Source organism: Thioclava sp. GXIMD2076, assembly GCF_037949795.1.
GTDB lineage: Bacteria > Pseudomonadota > Alphaproteobacteria > Rhodobacterales > Rhodobacteraceae > Thioclava > Thioclava kandeliae.
The window spans coordinates 2,365,787-2,383,873 of record NZ_CP149932.1 but is presented as its reverse complement, the minus strand read 5'-3'; the positions used below and the strand labels follow the sequence as shown (position 1 = coordinate 2,383,873).

General features: G+C 62.2%; 15 protein-coding genes. 5 read left to right on the top strand and 10 right to left on the bottom strand.

Features of this window, described 5'->3' with window-relative positions; all coding sequences use genetic code 11:
- Positions 1 to 4: 4 nt before the first annotated feature.
- The 4 genes from WDB91_RS11680 to WDB91_RS11665 form a co-directional block, all read right to left on the bottom strand.
- The gene (locus WDB91_RS11680) at positions 5 to 370 is read right to left on the bottom strand and encodes a response regulator (RefSeq protein WP_339112732.1); all 366 of its coding nucleotides are present in this window, start codon (positions 368 to 370) and stop codon (positions 5 to 7) included.
- Entirely contained in the window at positions 367 to 642 is a 276-nt protein-coding gene (locus WDB91_RS11675) for an STAS domain-containing protein (protein WP_339112731.1), read from the bottom strand. Before WDB91_RS11675 ends, WDB91_RS11680 begins: the two co-directional genes overlap by 4 nt.
- A gap of 122 nt (positions 643 to 764) precedes the next feature.
- Positions 765 to 1,742, bottom strand: a complete 978-nt coding sequence (locus WDB91_RS11670; RefSeq protein WP_339112730.1) for an ROK family protein — start codon at positions 1,740 to 1,742, stop codon at positions 765 to 767.
- A gap of 81 nt (positions 1,743 to 1,823) precedes the next feature.
- Entirely contained in the window at positions 1,824 to 2,849 is a 1,026-nt protein-coding gene (locus tag WDB91_RS11665; RefSeq protein ID WP_339112729.1) for a LacI family DNA-binding transcriptional regulator, read from the bottom strand.
- A gap of 234 nt (positions 2,850 to 3,083) precedes the next feature.
- Here WDB91_RS11665 and WDB91_RS11660 point away from each other — a divergent pair, with 234 nt between their 5' ends.
- Both WDB91_RS11660 and WDB91_RS11655 read left to right on the top strand, forming a co-directional pair.
- Positions 3,084 to 4,715 (top strand): alpha-amylase family glycosyl hydrolase, encoded by a 1,632-nt coding sequence (locus WDB91_RS11660; protein WP_339112728.1) that lies wholly within the window; start codon positions 3,084 to 3,086, stop codon positions 4,713 to 4,715.
- A 78-nt stretch (positions 4,716 to 4,793) separates the two neighbouring features.
- Positions 4,794 to 6,272 carry a trimethylamine methyltransferase family protein gene (locus WDB91_RS11655; RefSeq protein ID WP_339112727.1) on the top strand — a complete coding sequence of 493 codons (1,479 nt, stop codon included), beginning with the start codon at positions 4,794 to 4,796 and terminating at the stop codon, positions 6,270 to 6,272.
- Positions 6,273 to 6,327: 55 nt separating this feature from the next.
- On the opposite strand, the gene WDB91_RS11650 is transcribed toward WDB91_RS11655, so the two are convergent.
- Genes WDB91_RS11650 through WDB91_RS11635 form a run of 4 tightly spaced genes read right to left on the bottom strand, consistent with a single transcriptional unit; the run spans position 6,328 to position 10,416 of the window.
- Entirely contained in the window at positions 6,328 to 7,653 is a 1,326-nt protein-coding gene (locus WDB91_RS11650; protein WP_339112726.1) for an HlyC/CorC family transporter, read from the bottom strand.
- 30 nt (positions 7,654 to 7,683) lie between these two features.
- The gene (locus WDB91_RS11645) at positions 7,684 to 8,631 is read right to left on the bottom strand and encodes a site-specific tyrosine recombinase XerD (RefSeq protein ID WP_339112725.1); all 948 of its coding nucleotides are present in this window, start codon (positions 8,629 to 8,631) and stop codon (positions 7,684 to 7,686) included.
- Positions 8,628 to 10,244, bottom strand: a complete 1,617-nt coding sequence (locus tag WDB91_RS11640) for a hypothetical protein (RefSeq protein WP_339112724.1) — start codon at positions 10,242 to 10,244, stop codon at positions 8,628 to 8,630. Before WDB91_RS11640 ends, WDB91_RS11645 begins: the two co-directional genes overlap by 4 nt.
- Positions 10,245 to 10,266: 22 nt before the next feature.
- Positions 10,267 to 10,416 carry a hypothetical protein gene (locus WDB91_RS11635; RefSeq protein WP_339112723.1) on the bottom strand — a complete coding sequence of 50 codons (150 nt, stop codon included), beginning with the start codon at positions 10,414 to 10,416 and terminating at the stop codon, positions 10,267 to 10,269.
- A gap of 314 nt (positions 10,417 to 10,730) precedes the next feature.
- Here WDB91_RS11635 and WDB91_RS11630 point away from each other — a divergent pair, with 314 nt between their 5' ends.
- From WDB91_RS11630 to guaA, 3 genes are all read left to right on the top strand, one after another.
- Positions 10,731 to 11,249, top strand: a complete 519-nt coding sequence (locus tag WDB91_RS11630) for a shikimate kinase (protein WP_339114515.1) — start codon at positions 10,731 to 10,733, stop codon at positions 11,247 to 11,249.
- A complete protein-coding gene (gene aroB / locus WDB91_RS11625; RefSeq protein WP_339112722.1) occupies positions 11,242 to 12,351 on the top strand; it encodes a 3-dehydroquinate synthase in 1,110 nt (369 codons plus the stop codon). The genes WDB91_RS11630 and aroB overlap by 8 nt, the downstream gene beginning before the upstream one ends.
- A gap of 150 nt (positions 12,352 to 12,501) precedes the next feature.
- The gene (gene guaA / locus WDB91_RS11620) at positions 12,502 to 14,064 is read left to right on the top strand and encodes a glutamine-hydrolyzing GMP synthase (RefSeq protein WP_339112721.1); all 1,563 of its coding nucleotides are present in this window, start codon (positions 12,502 to 12,504) and stop codon (positions 14,062 to 14,064) included.
- 681 nt (positions 14,065 to 14,745) lie between these two features.
- Here the strand turns inward: guaA and WDB91_RS11615 are convergent.
- A complete protein-coding gene (locus WDB91_RS11615) occupies positions 14,746 to 16,512 on the bottom strand; it encodes a hypothetical protein (RefSeq protein ID WP_339112720.1) in 1,767 nt (588 codons plus the stop codon).
- A 273-nt stretch (positions 16,513 to 16,785) separates the two neighbouring features.
- Positions 16,786 to 18,084 (bottom strand): pyruvate dehydrogenase complex dihydrolipoamide acetyltransferase, encoded by a 1,299-nt coding sequence (locus WDB91_RS11610; protein WP_339112719.1) that lies wholly within the window; start codon positions 18,082 to 18,084, stop codon positions 16,786 to 16,788.
- Positions 18,085 to 18,087 lie beyond the last annotated feature (3 nt).

The following is an 18,087-nucleotide window of genomic DNA, read 5'->3' as shown; positions in this document are numbered from 1 at the left end:
TCCCTTAGCCAGCAACCATCTGCAATGCCTTGACCAGCTTCGGCGGATCAAACGGTTTGACGATCCAGCCGCTGGCCCCTGCGGCACGTGCCCGTGCTTTCAGCTCGGGGGCGGATTCGGTGGTCAGGACAAGGATCGGGGTCGCCCGGTGCTTTTCCTGACCGCGAACGGCCTCGATGAAGCCGAAACCGTCAAGGCGCGGCATATTGATGTCGGAAATGATGGCGTCGGGTTCGATGCCTTCCAGCACCTCCAGCCCATGCACGCCGTCTTCGGCAACGTGGAGTTCCATGCCCGCGTCTTTCAATGCAAGTTTGAGCATGTCGCGAATGGTGCGGCTGTCATCGACGGCCAGAACTGTCAGGCTCATGCGGCCTCCGTGGATTGTAAATCGTCGAGGGAAACCCCGTAGAGCCCAAGCGCTTCATCGAAGGCTTCGGAGCGGGGCGAAATCGTCAGCGAGTGACCGCTGTCACGCCAGCTCTTTGCGGCAGAGACTAGCACCTGCAGGCCAAGGGCCCCCAGATGGGTCACTTCTGTCGCGTCAATCACCAGATCGCTGCCTTTATGGGAGCGGATGGTATCTGTAAGAGCCGCGACCTTGGTCAGGTCCAGCTTCGGGTCCAGAGGCAAAACCGTCATTGGCTGCCCCCAGGGATGTCTGAGTGAGAAAACTGCACCTAGTTCCCCTTTCATTCGGTAATGAAACGGGTTTAGCGCAGGTCTATTAACATAGACTTGACGGCGCAGGGGCCGTGAGAGGTTTACGACAGACCGAGCTTGTGGGTGGCGATATAATTCGCGCATCCCGCGAGTGCGGCGAAGTCATCCTCAACTACATGGATCGGGAATTTCGTCATGTAATCAGAGAAAGATCCTTTATCCATAAAGGCTTGCCTGAAATTCATCTGTTCGAGCCAAGGCTCGACCGCGCGCGCCGCCCCCCCGATCAAATAAATTCCGCCAAATGGAAGATGGGTTAGGGCCAGATCGCCCAATGCACCCCCAAGGAGAGTTACGAAGATCTGGGCCGCCTTCAGAGCGTCCTCATCTTTACCGTGCATTAGCGAAAGAATCTCTTCGCCGGTTACGGTGGCGTCCTCGCGCCCGGTCACGAACGCATAGATTCGCTCGAGGCCCCGACCCGCACAGGCATGTTCGACGCTCGCAAAGCGGTGTTTACGCTCGAAATAGCGCTTGACCTCGGTGTGGATCTCGGAGCGGACGGGCATGGTGATATGGCCGCATTCCGAGGCAGGCACAACCATCAGCCCGCCGGGCGCGTGATGGACGGGAGCCGCATTGAAACCGGTCCCGACACCGACCACCAGCTTGGGCGACAAGGCAGGCGCGGGTTCGCCCGCCTGCACCTCGCGCAGCACTTCCGGCGAGAGCCCGGCGAGTGCGTGGCCCTGTGCCTGCAGATCGTTGAGCAGCGATACATGCGCCGCACCCGTCACCTCGGCCAGCGCCTCCGCACGGATCGTCCAGTCGAGATTGGTCATCCGCGCATGGGTCCCGTCAACGGACACCGGACCTGCCACGGCCACGCAGACACCCACCAGATCACTGATCCGTTCGGCCACCATGTATTCGCGAATGATTTCCTCGAGCGTGGCGCGCCCTTTATTGGGGAAACGCGCGATGGAGGCAGGCACCAGCTGCGCACCTTGTGCCAGAGCGACCCGTGTATTGGTCCCGCCGATATCGGCCAGTAGGGTATAGCGGCTGGTCATGGTCATCTCTGTCTCCTCCACAGTGCTCGGTCTCCCTGATAGATTGGCCCGAGGGCTTGGGCAAGGGCAGGGTACACCTGACCGCTCTCACATTTTCAGCGGGCCAAGGGACTGGCCCATGAGCAGGGCGGGCTCCAGAAGAAGTGGGGTCTGCGCGATATCGGGCGTCTCGATCCGGTCGATCAGCATCTGTGCGGCGCGCTGGCCCGCCTCGCGGACCGGAGATTTCATTGCGGTATAGATCGGGTTCAGGCCGCGGTTGGTCACGAAGGACAGCCCGTCATCCCATGTCACCAGAGAAATATCGCGCCCCAATGCAAGCCCCGTATCCTCGACGGCCCGACGCACGCCCATCGCCCCCATCAGTGAGGCGGTCACAAAGGCACTGGGGCGGCTTCGCCAGCTCAGCATCTCGGCTGCGGCATCGCGCCCCGTCTCGTCCGAAACCTCGCCCGACACCATGTAGAGCCGCGGCACTTCCAGCCCGCGCGCCAGAAATGCTCTCTCGAACCCCGCGCGACGGTGGGCCGAGGCGCGCAATCCCTCGGGGCCGTTGATCAACGCGATGTCGCGATGCCCCTGATCGATCAAGAGCAGCACCAGCTGTTCGAAGGCGCTCTCGTGGTTGGTGTCGATCCACAGATCCCCCGATGCAGGCGTCTCGACACGACCGTGGATCACAAAGGGCAGGCCCAGTTCGCGGCACAGGTCGGGGCGCAGATCCAGATCGCGCGCGCCATGCAGTATGACGCCGTCTACGTTGCGCTTGGCCGCCATCGCACGGTAAGCGGCGTCCTCGTCGCCCTCTTTCACCAAGGTCATGATCAGGTCGTAGCCGCGCAGGGCATAGATCTCGCCCGCACCGGCAATGAAATCGGCAAAGATCGGGTTCACCAGATCATGGGAAGGCGCCATCGGCAGGATATGCCCGATGGCCATGGCGCGGCCCGTCGCCAGCCTGCGGGCCTGCAGATTGGGGTGGTATCCGCTGGCCTGCGCCGCCTCGCGGACCTTGATCCGCGTGGCTTCGGATACTTCGGGGAACCCGTTCAATGCACGGCTGACGGTGGTCGGAGAGAGCCCAAGCTGGCGGGCAAGTTCTTTGAGCGTCATCGGGTTACCTGAGATCCTACCTGAAAGTCTTTGCGATAGAAGGATAACGCTAGAACGCTTTGGTCCGGTTCCAAACCGATTTCGGAGAGGGTAAAGGCCGAGGGGCGCGGGCTGTTGCAATCGCGCGTCGCCCGTCCCCGGTTTCAGCTTTTTGTCATCGGGGTTTCGCTCGGGGGTATCCCCTCCTATCCTCGGGGCAGGCAAAGGGTATACCGATCAGAAGGAGACCGACGCATGAGCGTGATGCGAAAAGACCCCGACTGGTGGCGTGGCGCTGTCATCTACCAGATCTATCCGCGCAGCTATCAGGACAGCAATGGCGACGGTGTGGGCGATCTTCTGGGGATCGTGCGCAGGCTCCCCCATATTGCACGGCTCGGGGCGGATGCCATCTGGATCTCCCCTTTTTTCACCAGCCCGATGAAGGATTTCGGCTATGATGTGGCCGATTACTGCGATGTCGATCCGATGTTCGGCACGCTAGCCGATTTCGATCAGGTGATCGAGACCGCCCATGCGCTGGGGATCAAGGTGATGATCGATCTGGTCTTCTCCCATACATCCGACCAGCATCCGTGGTTCAAGGAAAGCCGCGCGAGCCGCGACAATCCGAAAACCGACTGGTATGTCTGGGCCGATCCCAAACCCGATGGCACGGCACCCAATAACTGGCTGGGAATGTTTGGCGGCTCGGCATGGCAATGGGACACCCGCCGCGAGCAGTATTACCTGCACAACTTCCTGACCCAGCAGCCCGATCTCAACCACCACAGCGCCGAGGTGCAGCAGGCGCTTCTGGATGTGTCGAAATTCTGGCTCGATCGCGGGGTCGACGGGTTCCGGCTGGATGTGATCAACTACTACATGCATGACGAGAAGCTGCGCGATAACCCCGCGCTGCCACCGGCAGATCGCAATGATGTCGCCGCGCCCAAGGTGAATCCCTATAACTATCAGCTGCATCTCTATGACAGGAATCATCCGCGTAATCTGGAATTCCTGCGCAAGCTGCGCACCCTGATGAACGGCTATAATGCCGCCGCGGTGGGCGAGGTGGGAGACGCTCAGCGCGGGCTGGAACTCCTGGGCGAATATACCTCGGGCGAGGACAAGGTGCAGATGTCCTATGCCTTCGAGTTTCTGGCAGGGCATGCGCCGCTCTCGCCGCAGACGTTCAAGACGGTGCTCGACAAGGTGGCCGAAGTGGCTGCCGATGGCTGGGCCTGCTGGGCCTTCACCAACCATGATGTGGCTCGCCATATCAGCCGTTGGGGCCTGAGCCCGCAGGCCGCGCGGGTCTATACAACATTGATGGTCTGTTTGCGCGGCTCGCTTTGCCTCTATCAGGGGGAGGAGTTGGGCCTCCCGGAGGCCGATCTCGATTACGAGGATCTGCAGGATCCCTACGGGATCGAATTCTGGCCCGAATTCAAGGGCCGCGACGGCGCGCGCACGCCGATGGTCTGGGAAGAGGAGGCGCCCTATGCGGGGTTCTCGCAGGCCAAGCCCTGGCTTCCGGTCCCGCGGGCCCATGCGCGGCTGGCGGTGGATGCGGCCGAGCGTGATCCTGCCGCGCTATTGCATCACTATCGCCGTGCGCTGGCCTTCCGTCGCGCGCATCTTGCCCTGCGCAAGGGGGATATGAACGAGATCGCGGCGGGCGAACAGGTCCTGTCGTTCAAGCGTAGCGGCAACGGGGAGCAGATCCAGTGCTACTTCAATCTTTCCGGGCACCCTGCGCGGGTCACGGTGCCTGCGGGGCGCTGGGTCACCATCGCGGGCGAACTGGGATCGATCCGGCCTGATCCCGATCATAGTCTCCATCTGGGGCCGTGGCAGGCAAGCATCCTGATCCTGCAGGCGTGAAACTCGGGGCAGGTGGTTGCCTTCCTGCCCCGATCAGGGGCAAGATCGCCCCCCAATGCCCCACCCACGGAGATATAAATGCCTTCATCCGTTCTTCCGCATCAGATTGCCGCGCAGTCGATAGGGCGGATACCTCCCTGCACGATCCTCAGCGAGGCGCGCGCGGCAGAGATCGAGGGGCTGGCAGAAACCATCCTTGCCGAGATCGGTGTGAATTTCACCGACAACCCCGCCGCACTGGCGCGCTGGCAGGAGGCGGGGGCCGAAGTGCAGGGCGAGCGGGTCTATATCCCGCGTGGTCTCGCGCGCAGGCTCTGCGCCACAGCACCCGCCTCCTTCGTGCAGCAGGCCGTCAATCCGGCCCGTAGCGTGACGATCGGCGGTGGCAAACCCGTGATCGCACCGGTCTATGGCCCGCCCTTCGTGCTCGATCCGGTGGAGGGCCGCCGTGCCGCGCGGTTTGGCGATTTCCAGATGCTGGTGCGGCTGGCGCAGGCGAGCGAGGCCATCTCCCATGCCGGTGGCACGCTCTGCGAGCCGACCGATCTGCCGCTCGAGACGCGTCATCTGGATATGCTGATGGCGCATGCGCTGCTGTCGGACAAGCCCTTCATGGGTTCGACCACCGACCCCGAGCGTGCCCGCGACTCCGTCGCCTTTGCCAGAACGCTCTTCGGGCTCGAGGGGGATGACCTGCCGGTGCTGCTGAGCGCGCTGATCAATATCGGTTCGCCGCTGAGTTTCGACGCGACGATGAGTGAATGTCTGGAAGTCTATGCCGGTGCGGGGCAGGCCTGCGTGATCTCGGCCTATGCGATCATGGGGGCCACGGCGCCGGTGACGGTGATCGGGACGCTCGCGCAGGCGCTGGCCGAGGTGATGGCGGGCACGGCCTACGCCCAGCTCGTGCGGCCCGGCGCGCCGGTGGTCTTCGGGCTCTACGCCAATGCCCTCGACACCAAGACCGGCGCGTCGATCTTTTCCTCTCCCGAGATGACGCAGCTGACGCTGGCCGCAGGGCAGCTCGCGCGCCGCATGAGGCTGCCCTACCGCGCGGGCGGCTGTCTGACGGCGGCATTCGAACCCGATGCCCATGCCGGATACGAGGCGGCCAATTCGCTTTGGGCCAGCCAGCTGGCGGGCGTCGATTTCATGCTGCACGGGGCAGGCTGGCTGGAGAGCGGGCTTGTGGCCTCGCCCGAGAAATTCGTCCTCGATGCCGACCAGATCTCGGCGACCCTGCGCCAGTATGACGGCCTTCAAAGTGCTTCGGGCGATCCGCTGGCCAGCCTGCGCGAGGTCGGGCCGGGAGGGCATTTCCTCGGCGCCGAGGAAACGCTGCGTGAGGGCGAGGCGCGGCTCTGGAAAAGCGCTGTGCTGGAGGACAGGACCCATGATGCGTGGGAGGCGGCCAATCGTCCCGATACGGTCTGGCATGCGCGCCAATGCGTGAACAGGCTGCTCGACGCTTCCCAGCCGCCGAGCCTTGCGCCCGAACGCCGCGCGGCGCTCGAAGCCTTTGTCGCCCGCCGGAAAAAAGAGATCGCGGGCCTCTGAACGCCGGAGGCTTTGCCAGAAGAAAGCCGGTCGGGAGAGCCCGACCGGCGTTTTATTATTCCTCTTCGCCTGTTACAGGACGCAGCTGCCGGATCTTCAGCCGCGTGATCCGGTTGTCCTTGCGCGCCAGAACCTCGAAGCGGAAGTTGTGGAAGCTGAAGACCTGACCCGTGGTCGGGATGGTCTGGGCCTCGTGGATCACCAGACCGGCGATCGTATGGGCCTCGTCATCGGGCAATTGCCAGTCCGTCTCGCGATTGAGGTCGCGGATCGTCATGCCACCATCGACGATGTAATCGCCCGCCGCATTCGGCAGAAGACGCGAGGGCGCGGTCGGATCGTGCTCGTCGGTGATCTCGCCCACGATTTCCTCGAGGATGTCTTCCAGTGTCAGCAGCCCGCGCAGGTCGCCATATTCATCCACCACCAGCGCGAAATGGGTCCGGCGCTTGAGAAACTCGCGCATCTGTTCGTCGAGCGGCGAGGTTTCGGGGATGAAATAGGGCTTCATCATCACCTGCGTCACATCCAGCTTGGCGATGCTTTCCAGCGTCGAGCCTTCCTGACGCAGGAGTTTCTCCACCGCGCGCAGCAGGTCTTTCGAGTGAATGATGCCCACCACATTCTCGCGCTCGCCGTCATAAAGCGGCAGACGGGTATAGGGAGAGGAGAGCACGGCGGTCAGGATCTCGCTCGGATCCGCCTTCACATCAATCATCTCGATATGGCTGCGGTGGAGCATGATTTCTTCAACCGTGCGGTTGCCCAGATCGAGCGCGCCCAGAAGGCGGTCGCGGTCTTCCTTATCCACCGTGCCTTCCGATTGCCCCAGTGCCAGAGCCCCCGCAATCTCCTCGTGGATCGAGAACATATGGGTGTCCGCATTGGTATGCTGGCCGAAAAGCCGCAGGATGCCGCGCACCAGAAGACGCACCACCGACACGACAGGGGCGAGCAGAATGGTGATCAGCTTGATCGGACGCGCGACTTTGCTCGCCACGGTTTCGGGATTATTGATCGAATAGGTCTTGGGCAGCACTTCCGAGAAAATCAGCACCAGGACGGTCATCGCCAGCGTTGCCAGTGCCACACCGGAATCGCCGAAGACCCGCGTGAGCAGGGCGGTGGCCAGCGAGGTCGCCAGAATATTGACCACGTTATTGCCCAGAAGGATCGCGCCGATCAGCTTCTCGCTATCCTCGGTGACATCGAGGGCGATATCGGCGCCCTTGTCGCCCTTATCGGCTCGCGAGCGCAGCTTGGCGCGGCTCGATCCGGTCAGCGCCGTTTCGGAGCCCGAGAAAAAGGCCGAGAAGGCCAGAAGGATCAGGATGGTGATTGCCGAGCCGAAAAAGGCCGCATCGAGAAAATTGCTGTCCATAACCGTGTTCTATATCGCTTTCGCCGTGCTTCAAGACCGTTTTGCGAGCGGATGGTGCTGCATGACCAGAGTTTTCAGCCGCTCGTCAAGCACATGGGTATAGATCTCTGTCGTTGAAAGATCCGCATGGCCAAGAAGCATCTGGATCGCGCGCAAATCCGCGCCCCCTTGCAGCAGATGGGTGGCAAAGGCATGGCGCAGCACATGGGGCGTGACCTTTGCGGGGCTGATCCCCGCCTCGACCGCGAATTCCTTCAGAAGTCGATGGAAAGCCTGCCGCGTCAGATGCCCGTCCTTGCCCGAGGAGGGAAACAGGAAGCGCGAGAGTGGCTTGCGCTTCTTGGTATGGGCCTCGTCCTCGGCGGCGTCCCGCAGCACGATCCAGTCCGCCAATGCCTGACGGGCATGGTCCGACAAGGGCACCATCCGGTCCTTGCCGCCCTTGCCATTGACGAGAAGCATCGCCGGATTGCCGCGCGCCCCGGAGACGGGCAGGGTGACCAACTCGGTCACGCGCATCCCTGTGGCATAAAGCAGCTCCATAAGACAGCGGTTGCGCCCGTGATCGAGAGCGGTGCGCCCGTAATGCGGCGCAACCGCCAGCAGTCGGTCCACCTCCTCGATGCTTAGCACTTTGGGGAGCGCCTTCACACGGCCGGGGCCCGAGATCCGCAGCGCGGGGTTATCCTCGCGCCAGCCTTCCTCATAGGCAAAGCGGTAAAGCTGGCGGATCGCCGAGAGCCTGCGCGCGCGGGTCGATTGCGCCAGCCCCTCCGCCTCGCAGCGGATGAGATAGGTCTCGATATCGTCTTGCGTAAGCGTGCCGAAGGCGAGGTTCTTTGCTGTGACAAAGCCCATGAAGTCGCTCAGATCCCGTCCGTAGCTCAGCACGGTATTGCGCGCGGCACCGGCTTCGGCGGCCTGTGCTTCGAGAAAGATGGACAGCCAGTTGGGGTCGCTCGGGACCGGATCGTTCATCCGCGCCGCTCCAGTATGATCATTTCGAGCGCCGTGCGCCGCGCGACGGTTTCCAGTCCGACGAAACGAAGCAGGTTCAACCCGTTCACCATACGCGGATAATCTCCTCGCGCGCCATTGTCGATATCGTTTACCGCCTGCAGGATCGCCGCACCCAGCTGGTCGGGCAGCAGCTCGCGATAGGGGGCGGGCGTCGCTGTCTGGGGCGCATCGAAAACCCGTTTAAGCGCCAGTCCCAGCTGGTCCTGGGCAGGCACTGCCTCGGTATTGCCCAGAGCGATGGCGATGAGCAGCGCGTCATCAGGCGCCTCGTCATCGGCATTGCGAGCGACATTCTCGTAATCCTGCGATAGCAGCCCCAGCCGGAAAGCGGCCTCCTTGGCCGCCCCCTTGAGATCCATCGCTGCCAGCACCGGCCCGTAAAGCTCTGCCAGAACCGGTTCCAGCTCCGCCCGTTCCATGGCCTGATAGGCTTCGGGAAGGTCGGTCTCGATTGTGTCGATATCGTTATCGGTAATTGCCCGATCCAGCGCCGATACCGCCGAAACCCTGTCCCACAGGCTGCCCGAGGCGGCGGCGCGCCGCTCGGTATAGAGGCCAAGCAACTGGTTGGGGTCGATGGCGCCATGCGGGGCCAGCCGCTCGGCCGCCTCGATCTGCGCCTTCCAGCCATTATTCGAGCGCAGATCGGCATGGGCAAAGGCCAACGGCAGCCCCGTTGTGGGCAGCGGCTGGCCGATCGCCTCCATCATACGGAAATTCAGCGGTGTCACGCGGGTGGGCGGAGGCAGATCATCCGCATCCTCGCCCAGCTCCGGTTCGAGGAACCGTTCCAGAAGGGTCGCCGTCTCGGGGTCGAACTGGCCCAGTGCCTCGCCGCTCCCGAGTGAAAGTGCCGCCGCATCCCAATCACCATTGCGCGCGAAACAGAAGATCCGCGCGCCAAAAGACGGCGCCACATCCGGCATCTCGTCCATCAGCTTGCAGGCGGTATCTTCCTCCCCCAAAAGCAGCGCCACATCGAAACGGCGGCGGAAGACCTGCGGATCATCGCTATGGTCCTGCTCGAGCATGGCCAGCGCGGGTTCCAGCGCGCCTTGATCGAGCAGCTTGTCGATCCGCGCCAGAAACAGGCTGTCGGTCCGGCTCGGATCCGAGATCTCGGGCGGGTCCAGCTCGGCCAGCATCAGTTTCTGCATCAGTTGCTGGATCGCGGGCAGGGCGTTCACGACCTGCGCCTGACGCAGCAGATCGATCAACTCGGTTTCGGGCGTTTTGCCCCAAAGCGCTTTCGGAAGGCCCGCACGCTTGGCAGGCAGGAGCCCGATCCCATTGGGGTCCGGACCGCCCAGATCCAGCACGCTGATATCTTCCGTGCCCACACCCTTGCTCACCGGCGGCTCGCCCGGCACGGGTGGCATCACCGAGAGCGTGCTACCGGGCACAACAGGACGCGCCGTCCCGAAGGTCGGATTGGCCGGCATGGCCGAGGGCGTGACAATGGAATTCGAAAGCCAGTCGATGGCAGAGATCGGGGCCGCCCCCTGCGCAAGCGCGCCCGAGACGGTGACAGCCCACAGACCGGCCGCCACGATGACACGCTTGTCGCCCACGCCTCTCACCATCAGCGCCCCGTTACTGTTGCGCGGCGGGTTGGTCGGGCAGGGTGACTTCGACCGAGGCCGGTTCCTGCCGCGGTGCCATATCGCCGATATAGGCATAGCCGATCACGCCCAATGCGCCCAATACCAGAAGGATCAGAATTACCTTGAAGATGCGCCCCATGGGTCCCCACGTCTGCTTAGTGTTTTTCTCGTTCTGCTCGTATGATCGCGCGTGAAGCAGATGCAAGGTGCAAGCGGTCGGTTTGCTGCAAAACCCCACGGCCCCCGCGAAATCCTGCACATTATAACTGGCATTTTTGGGAAGTTCACGCCATTGAGGGGGGAAATCTTCACGATTGCGCCAAGCAAGCAGCTTCTCTGGAAAATTGCGCCATTTGGTGCGATTACGCACAGAAGTGATGCAGGAAAAGGCAAGAGGAACGCGTGGGCGGACGAGTAAGAGAGCGGCTTCAGAAAAGCATCGTGCTGGTGGGTATGATGGGATGCGGCAAGACCACGATCGGTCAGTCGCTGGCACAGGCTTTGGGCGTGCCGTTTCTGGACAGTGACGAGGCCATCGAGGAGGCCGCGCAGATGAGTGTGACGGAAATCTTCGCCCGTGATGGCGAGGCGTTCTTCCGTGCCCGCGAATCCGAGATCATCGAGCGGCTGCTGCGCGGGGCGCCTGCGGTCATCTCCACCGGTGGCGGGGCGTTTCTCTCCGAGGCCAATCGTCGCATGATCGCCGAGCGTGGCATGTCGGTCTGGCTGAAAGCCGATGTGGAAACGCTCTGGACGCGGGTAAAAGCCAAAAGCAACCGTCCGTTACTGAAAACCGCCGATCCCAAAGCGACCCTGCGTCACATGCTCGAGACCCGCCTGCCCGTTTATGCCATGGCGCAGGTCCATGTCGAAGCGGGCCCCCAGACCGGCGTGAATGCGATGACCGACCGCGTGATCGCCGCGCTTCACCAACAGCCGGGACTGTTCAGAACGGAGTGCCAGAATGGATGATATCGTTTCCGTCAATCTAGGTGCGCGATCCTATGAGGTCTGTATCGGGACGGGGCTTCTGGCCCGTGCCGAGGCCCAGATCGCGCCTTTGTTGCGCCGCCCCCGCGTGGCGGTCGTCACCGACGAGACAGTGGGCCCGCTGCATCTCGACGCGCTGCGCGCAGGGCTCGGGCAGATCGAAATGGTCTCGCTGACCCTGCCTGCGGGCGAATCGACCAAAAGCTGGCCGCACTTTACCCGCACGGTCGAATGGCTTCTGGAACAGAAAGTCGAGCGCAAGGATATTGTCATCGCCTTCGGGGGCGGTGTGATCGGGGATCTGGTGGGCTTTGCGGCCTCGGTCCTGCGTCGCGGCGTACGTTTCGTGCAGATCCCGACGACGCTTCTGGCACAGGTCGACAGTTCGGTCGGCGGCAAGACGGGGATCAACTCCGTGGTGGGCAAGAACCTGATCGGCGCCTTCCACCAACCCACCCGGGTGCTGGCCGATATCGATCTTCTGGGCACGCTCGCGCCGCGCGATTTTCTGGCAGGCTATGGCGAGGTGGCCAAATACGGGCTTCTCGGATCTGCCAGTTTCTTCGACTGGCTCGAGCGCAATGGTCCTGCATTGGCGCAAGGCGACACGGCCCTGCGCCAAGAGGCCGTGCGCCGCTCGGTACAGATGAAAGCCGATATCGTCGAGCGTGACGAGACAGAGGAAGGCGACCGCGCGCTTCTCAATCTCGGCCATACCTTCGGCCATGCACTTGAATCCGCAACCGGCTATTCTGATCGGCTTCTCCATGGGGAGGGCGTCTCGATCGGCTGCGCACTGGCGTTCGAGCTCAGCCAGCGTCTGGGCCTGTGCGCGCAAGAAGCCCCCTCGCGGGTGCGCGCGCATCTGCGCGCCATGGGCATGAAAACCGACCTCTCCGATATTGCGGGCGATCTGCCCGATGCCGATGGTCTCATTGCCCTCATGGCGCAAGACAAGAAAGTGCTCGACGGCAAGCTGCGTTTCATCCTCGCCCGCGGCATCGGCGAAGCCTTCGTCACCGCCGAGGTGCCTGCTGACATCTTGAAAGCCCTTCTGCAGGACGCGCTGGCATCGAGATCGTGAGATCCGCTTCCAGCGTCCCTAAATATCCCGGGGGTGAATTGCGCCGAAGGCGCAAGAGGGGGCAGCGCCCCCATCCCCATCTCCACTCTTGCATCGGGCAGGGCTGCAAAGTTATTGCCTTTGTAATCCTGCCCCCTTAAAGGCTCGCATATGGCACAGCATCAGACCCTCCTTATCATCGACTTCGGATCCCAGGTGACGCAGCTGATCGCGCGCCGCCTGCGCGAGCTGAACGTCTATTGCGAAATCCGTCCCTACCAGTCCGTCACCGAAGAGGTGATCCGCGAGATCGCGCCTCTGGCCGTGATCCTGTCGGGCGGTCCTGACAGCGTGACGCGCGAAGGCTCCCCCCGCGCGCCGCAAGCCCTCTTCGAGATGGGCCTTCCCGTCTTCGGCATCTGCTATGGTCAGCAGGTCATGATGGAACAGCTCGGCGGCCGCGTCGAAGCCGGCCACCATGCCGAATATGGCCGCGCATTCGTCACTCCCGCCGATGGCCACAAGCTCGATGGCATCTTCGCCGGTCTCTTCCTCGATGATGGCCGCGAGCAGGTCTGGATGAGCCATGGCGACCGCGTGACCGCATTGGCTCCGGGCTTCGAGGTGATCGGCACCTCGCCCAACGCGCCCTATGCGATCACCGCCGATGAAAGCCGCCAGTTCTACGCCGTGCAGTTCCACCCCGAGGTGCACCACACGCCCAATGGCAAGGCGCTGATCGAGAACTTCCTGCGCAAGGCAGGTTTCACCGGCGACTGGACCATGGCCGCCTATCGCGAGGAAGCGATCAAGACGATCCGCGAGCAGGTGGGCGACAAACAGGTCATCTGCGGTCTTTCGGGTGGCGTCGACAGCTCGGTCACCGCGATCCTCCTGCACGAAGCCATCGGTGACCAGCTGACCTGCGTCTTCGTCGATCACGGCCTCCTGCGCCTCGACGAGGCCGAACAGGTCAAGACCATGTTCCGCGAGAACTACAATATCAAACTGATCGCGGCAGATGAATCCGATCTCTTTATCGGTGCGCTGGAAGGCGTGTCGGACCCCGAGGTCAAGCGCAAGACCATCGGCAAGCTCTTCATCGATGTGTTCCAGAAATACGCCAACGAGATCGAGGGCGCCGAATTCCTCGCCCAAGGCACGCTTTACCCCGACGTGATCGAGAGCGTAAGCTTCTCGGGCGGTCCGTCGGTCACCATCAAATCGCACCATAATGTGGGCGGTCTGCCGGAGAAGATGGGCCTGAAACTGGTCGAGCCGCTGCGCGAGCTGTTCAAGGACGAGGTCCGCGAGCTTGGCCGCGAACTCGGTCTTCCCGACAGCTTCATCGGGCGTCATCCGTTCCCCGGTCCGGGTCTGGCGATCCGCTGCCCCGGCGAGATTACCCGCGAGAAACTCGAGATCCTGCGCAAGGCGGATGCGGTCTATATCGACCAGATCCGTAAGCACGGGCTCTATGACGAGATCTGGCAGGCATTCGTTGCGATCCTTCCGGTGCGCACCGTAGGTGTGATGGGCGATGGCCGCACCTATGATTTCGCCTGCGCGCTGCGTGCGGTCACTTCGGTGGACGGGATGACGGCGGATTACTATCCCTTCACCCACGAGTTCCTCGGCGAGACGGCCACGCGGATCATCAATGAAGTCAAAGGCATCAACCGTGTGACCTATGACATCACTTCGAAGCCCCCGGGCACGATCGAGTGGGAATGAACCCGGGTCTGGCACCGACAGGTAGCCACCGGCAGAAAAACACATCTAAGCCCGCGTTACTGCGGGCTTTTTTGCATTTTGGTGCTGTATCGACCGGGATGGTCTGGCGCTGATCGTCGGAGCGGTGGTTGTTCGGGTTCCGATGCTGGCGTCCGACCGTGCACTTGACCACGATGCAGATCAGCTCACAGGATTTGAAAAGGCGACACACCGGAACCTTTGTCACAGAAGCTTTCCGGATCAGTCAACTTTACCGCCGATATATGCGGTGATCGCCCGGGCAGTTTTAGCGCCAAGGTCACGTTGTGAACGCGAAGCGCTAGCGGCCTGCGGAACCAGCGCCGAGCCCCCCCGTGGAGAGCGATCTTCTATTGCCTCAAGCCCATATCCAAGGCCACAGTCGGGCGCGGCCCGCATCAGGACCTGATTGACGGCGAACTATTCAAAAGGACGCTCCGCCACGCGCTGAACGGCGCCCTCATCCTCTTGAGGCGGGGAGACGGGCGAACGCCCGAATGCAGCGGATCTGCTCGGCGACAAAGAGTATCAACGTCGGCTGTTTCGACGGAGTTTTCCGGCAATGGCGCCCCGTCGTGTTGGGACAGTCTGGCATAAGCGCAGAAAAAGACCCGCCACGCGTGGCGCGGCAGGTCTGGTGCTCACTTCCCGGATCGCGGGTCGTCAGTTGCTCTGATTGGCATCCGTGACACGCATCGCAAGCGCGGCAAGGATGAAATAGCACAGCGTCAGCGCCATTGCGATCGAGTGGAAATTGGTGCGCAAAAGCTCATAGGCGCCGAGATCGGGTGCCGTGAAGGCCAGTTGCAGTGCCAGTCCCAGCATCGACAGGAGCATAATTCCTGCACCGCCCAGCAGCCATTTGGCGATCTTGGCCGTGTGCTCGTTCGATGGATCCTCTTCCTCGTCATCCATCTGGGCCTGCGCATCACGGCGCTCCTCGAAGGCCGCGAGATATTCCTCGCGCTCGGCCTGCTGGGCTTCTCGCTTGGGCCAGTTTCCTTTCGCGCCCATGAAGGAGGCGAGGATCGGGTAGGAGACCAGCGCCAGAATATATTCCGGCAGGAAGATGAAGTAGAAGCTGATGGCTTCGGTCACCAGCAGGGTGATGGCGAAAGCGAGAGCGATCATCCATGTCACCAGCGCGGCAGGGTTCAGCTTTTTGCCCAGATAGCGTGACCAGTAGCGGGTCAGGCCCAACTTGGGGAAGAACCAGTGTTCAGCCACCACGATTGCGCCGATCGGTGAGAGGAGCATCGCGCCGTATACGGTCAGCGGCATGATGGATTGCGCCACGAAGGGGAAACATGCGGCAATCGCAATGAAGATACCAACGCCGAGCGTGACCTTTGCCCGCGATTTGCCCGGGAAAAGGGAGGTTGCTGCAAGCCCTGCACGGTAGAGGCAGGCATTGGCCGTTGTCCAACCGGCACACACCACAACAAGGATGCCGATGACGCCCAGTGTCGCGAAGGCCACATCGGCGCTATCGAGGCTGGTCAGGCTGGCGCTGACAATCAAAGCGGCACCGGCGCCCATCAGACCTGCCGAGATCCAGCCAATATAATGGCCGAGGAACATCCCGATCCCCGAGAAGAGGCCATAGCTCTTGTGTTTGGCGAAGCGGAAGATCGCCATGTCGATGAGGCCCAGATGGACCATTGCGCCATTCGCCCAGGCAAAGGCTGCCACTTCCCAAACGCTGATCCCGGGATCTCCAGTAGGGGTGCGACCCGTCCAGATCGTGTCCTGTGCTGCTTGCAGGAAGCCGCTGAAACCGCCGAAGCCCACCGAACCGGTGGCGTTATAGGCAAGGATCGGCAGGGCAATGGCTCCGCCGCAGATGAAACAGGCCAGCATCCAGGGCGCACAGATCGTTGCAAAATTCGCCATGGCCTCGAAACCGATGGCCGCCACGGCCACAACGACCGCGCCCACCAGAAGCGTGATCAGAACGAAGGTTCCGGAGGTCGGATACCATTCCGTCTGCACCGGCAGACCGAAAGCGAAGCGTACCGCATAGGCAGAGATAGTGATCATCGCCGCTGCAAGAGAGCCGTAAAACAGCAAGATCGCAATATTGTAGACCTTGGTGAAGTAGGGCCCCGCGATATGTTCGAGATAGGAGAAGAGAGAGCGGCGTGTCTCGACAGCGATCGGCGTGGTCACCAGCGTCCAGCTGGCCACCGCCAGCGCGTTGCCGATCAGGAGGCCGATCAGGACTTCCTTGGCGCCGACCCCCATCATCACGAAGGTGACGCCGATGACGAATTCGGTCGCGGCGATATGCTCACCGCCGAAAAGGCCGGCGAAGTAGCGCCAGCCGCGCACATGGCGAGCCGCAGGCGGAATGGCACCGCGCAGGTGTTTACGATGTTTTTGGGGCGAGGGAACGGAGGAAGCCAGGCTCTGGTCGTTCGAGAGTGTCATCTTTTTCCAGATGTTGTTGCATGGAGCGGACAGCCTTTCAGACCATCCCATGCAACTAAACCCTTAGAGCATGACAAGGTTTCGCAGATCCGTGAGCTTTTGTGAGTTTACCTCAAAATGACGTGAATCCGACGGCGTTTTGCAGGATGTTATCGCGAGTGCAAAAATCATGAAGCAATCTTGAAGCGCAGCAAGCTGCGTGACCTATCTCCCGAGGGTAAATAGGAAAAGGCGCCCGGTGCCGGGCGCCTTTCAAACCGGTTCGAGAGGCAATTATGCCAGCATGGTCATCGGGTTCTCGAGGTTCTCGACGATAACCTTCAGAAGGTCCGCACCAAGCGCCCCGTCGATCACGCGGTGATCGACCGACATGGTGACCGACATTACGGTGGCCACTTCGATCTCGCCTTCGGCATTCACCACCGGCTTTTTCACACCACCACCGACGGCAAGGATACCGGCATGGGGCGGGTTCACGATGGCATCGAAATTGTCGATACCGAACATGCCGAGGTTGGAGATTGCGAAGGAGCCGCCCTGATATTCATGCGGCGCGAGTTTGCGATCGCGGGCACGTTTGGCCAGATCCTTCATCTCGGAAGACAGCGCGGAAAGCGACTTCATATCGGCGTCTTTCAACACCGGCGTGAAGAGGCCGCCCTCGATCGCCACGGCCACGGCCACATCCGACGGTTTCAGCTTCAGCACCCGGTCGCCCGCCCAGACGGCATTAGCGTCCGGCACGGCCTGCAGCGCTTGCGCCACGGCCTTGATGATGAAGTCGTTCACCGACAGTTTGACCCCACGGCCTTCCAGCTGCTTGTTCAGCTGCGAGCGGAACTTTAGCAGCGCATCCAGCTTGATGTCGCGGCGCAGGTAGAAATGCGGGATCGTCTGCTTGGCTTCCGAGAGGCGCGCGGCAATCGTCTTGCGCATCCCGTCCAGCTTGACCTCTTCGAACTCGCGGCCCTCATACATCTTGATGACGGCATCGGCCGAGGGGCCAGCAGGTGCAGCTTTGGCGACAGGCGCGACGGTTTTGGCCGGAGCTGCAGCTGCGGCTTTGGGAGCTGCGCTTGCACCTTCGACATCGGCCTTCACGATCCGGCCACGAGGCCCGGAGCCTGCGATGGTCGCCAGATCCAGGCCTTTCTGGGCCGCGATACGGCGGGCCAAAGGCGAGGCGAAGAGACGCTTGCCATCCTTGGCGGGGGCTGCCGGAGCAGCGGCTGCTGCAGGGGCCGCCTCTGCTTTCGGTGCCTCTGCCGGCGCCTCGGATTTCGCGGGCGCTGCCGGATTGGAGGCGGTCTCGATGGCCGAGGCATCCTCGCCCTCTTCGAGCATAACAGCGATGGGCGTGTTGACCTTCACGCCCTCGGTGCCTTCGGCGATCAGGATCTTGCCCAGAACACCTTCATCCACCGCCTCGAATTCCATCGTCGCCTTATCGGTCTCGATTTCCGCGATGATGTCGCCGGAGGCGACGGTGTCGCCTTCCTTCTTGAGCCAGCGCGCCAGCGTGCCTTCTTCCATCGTCGGAGAAAGGGCCGGCATCAGGATTTCAGTTGCCATCTC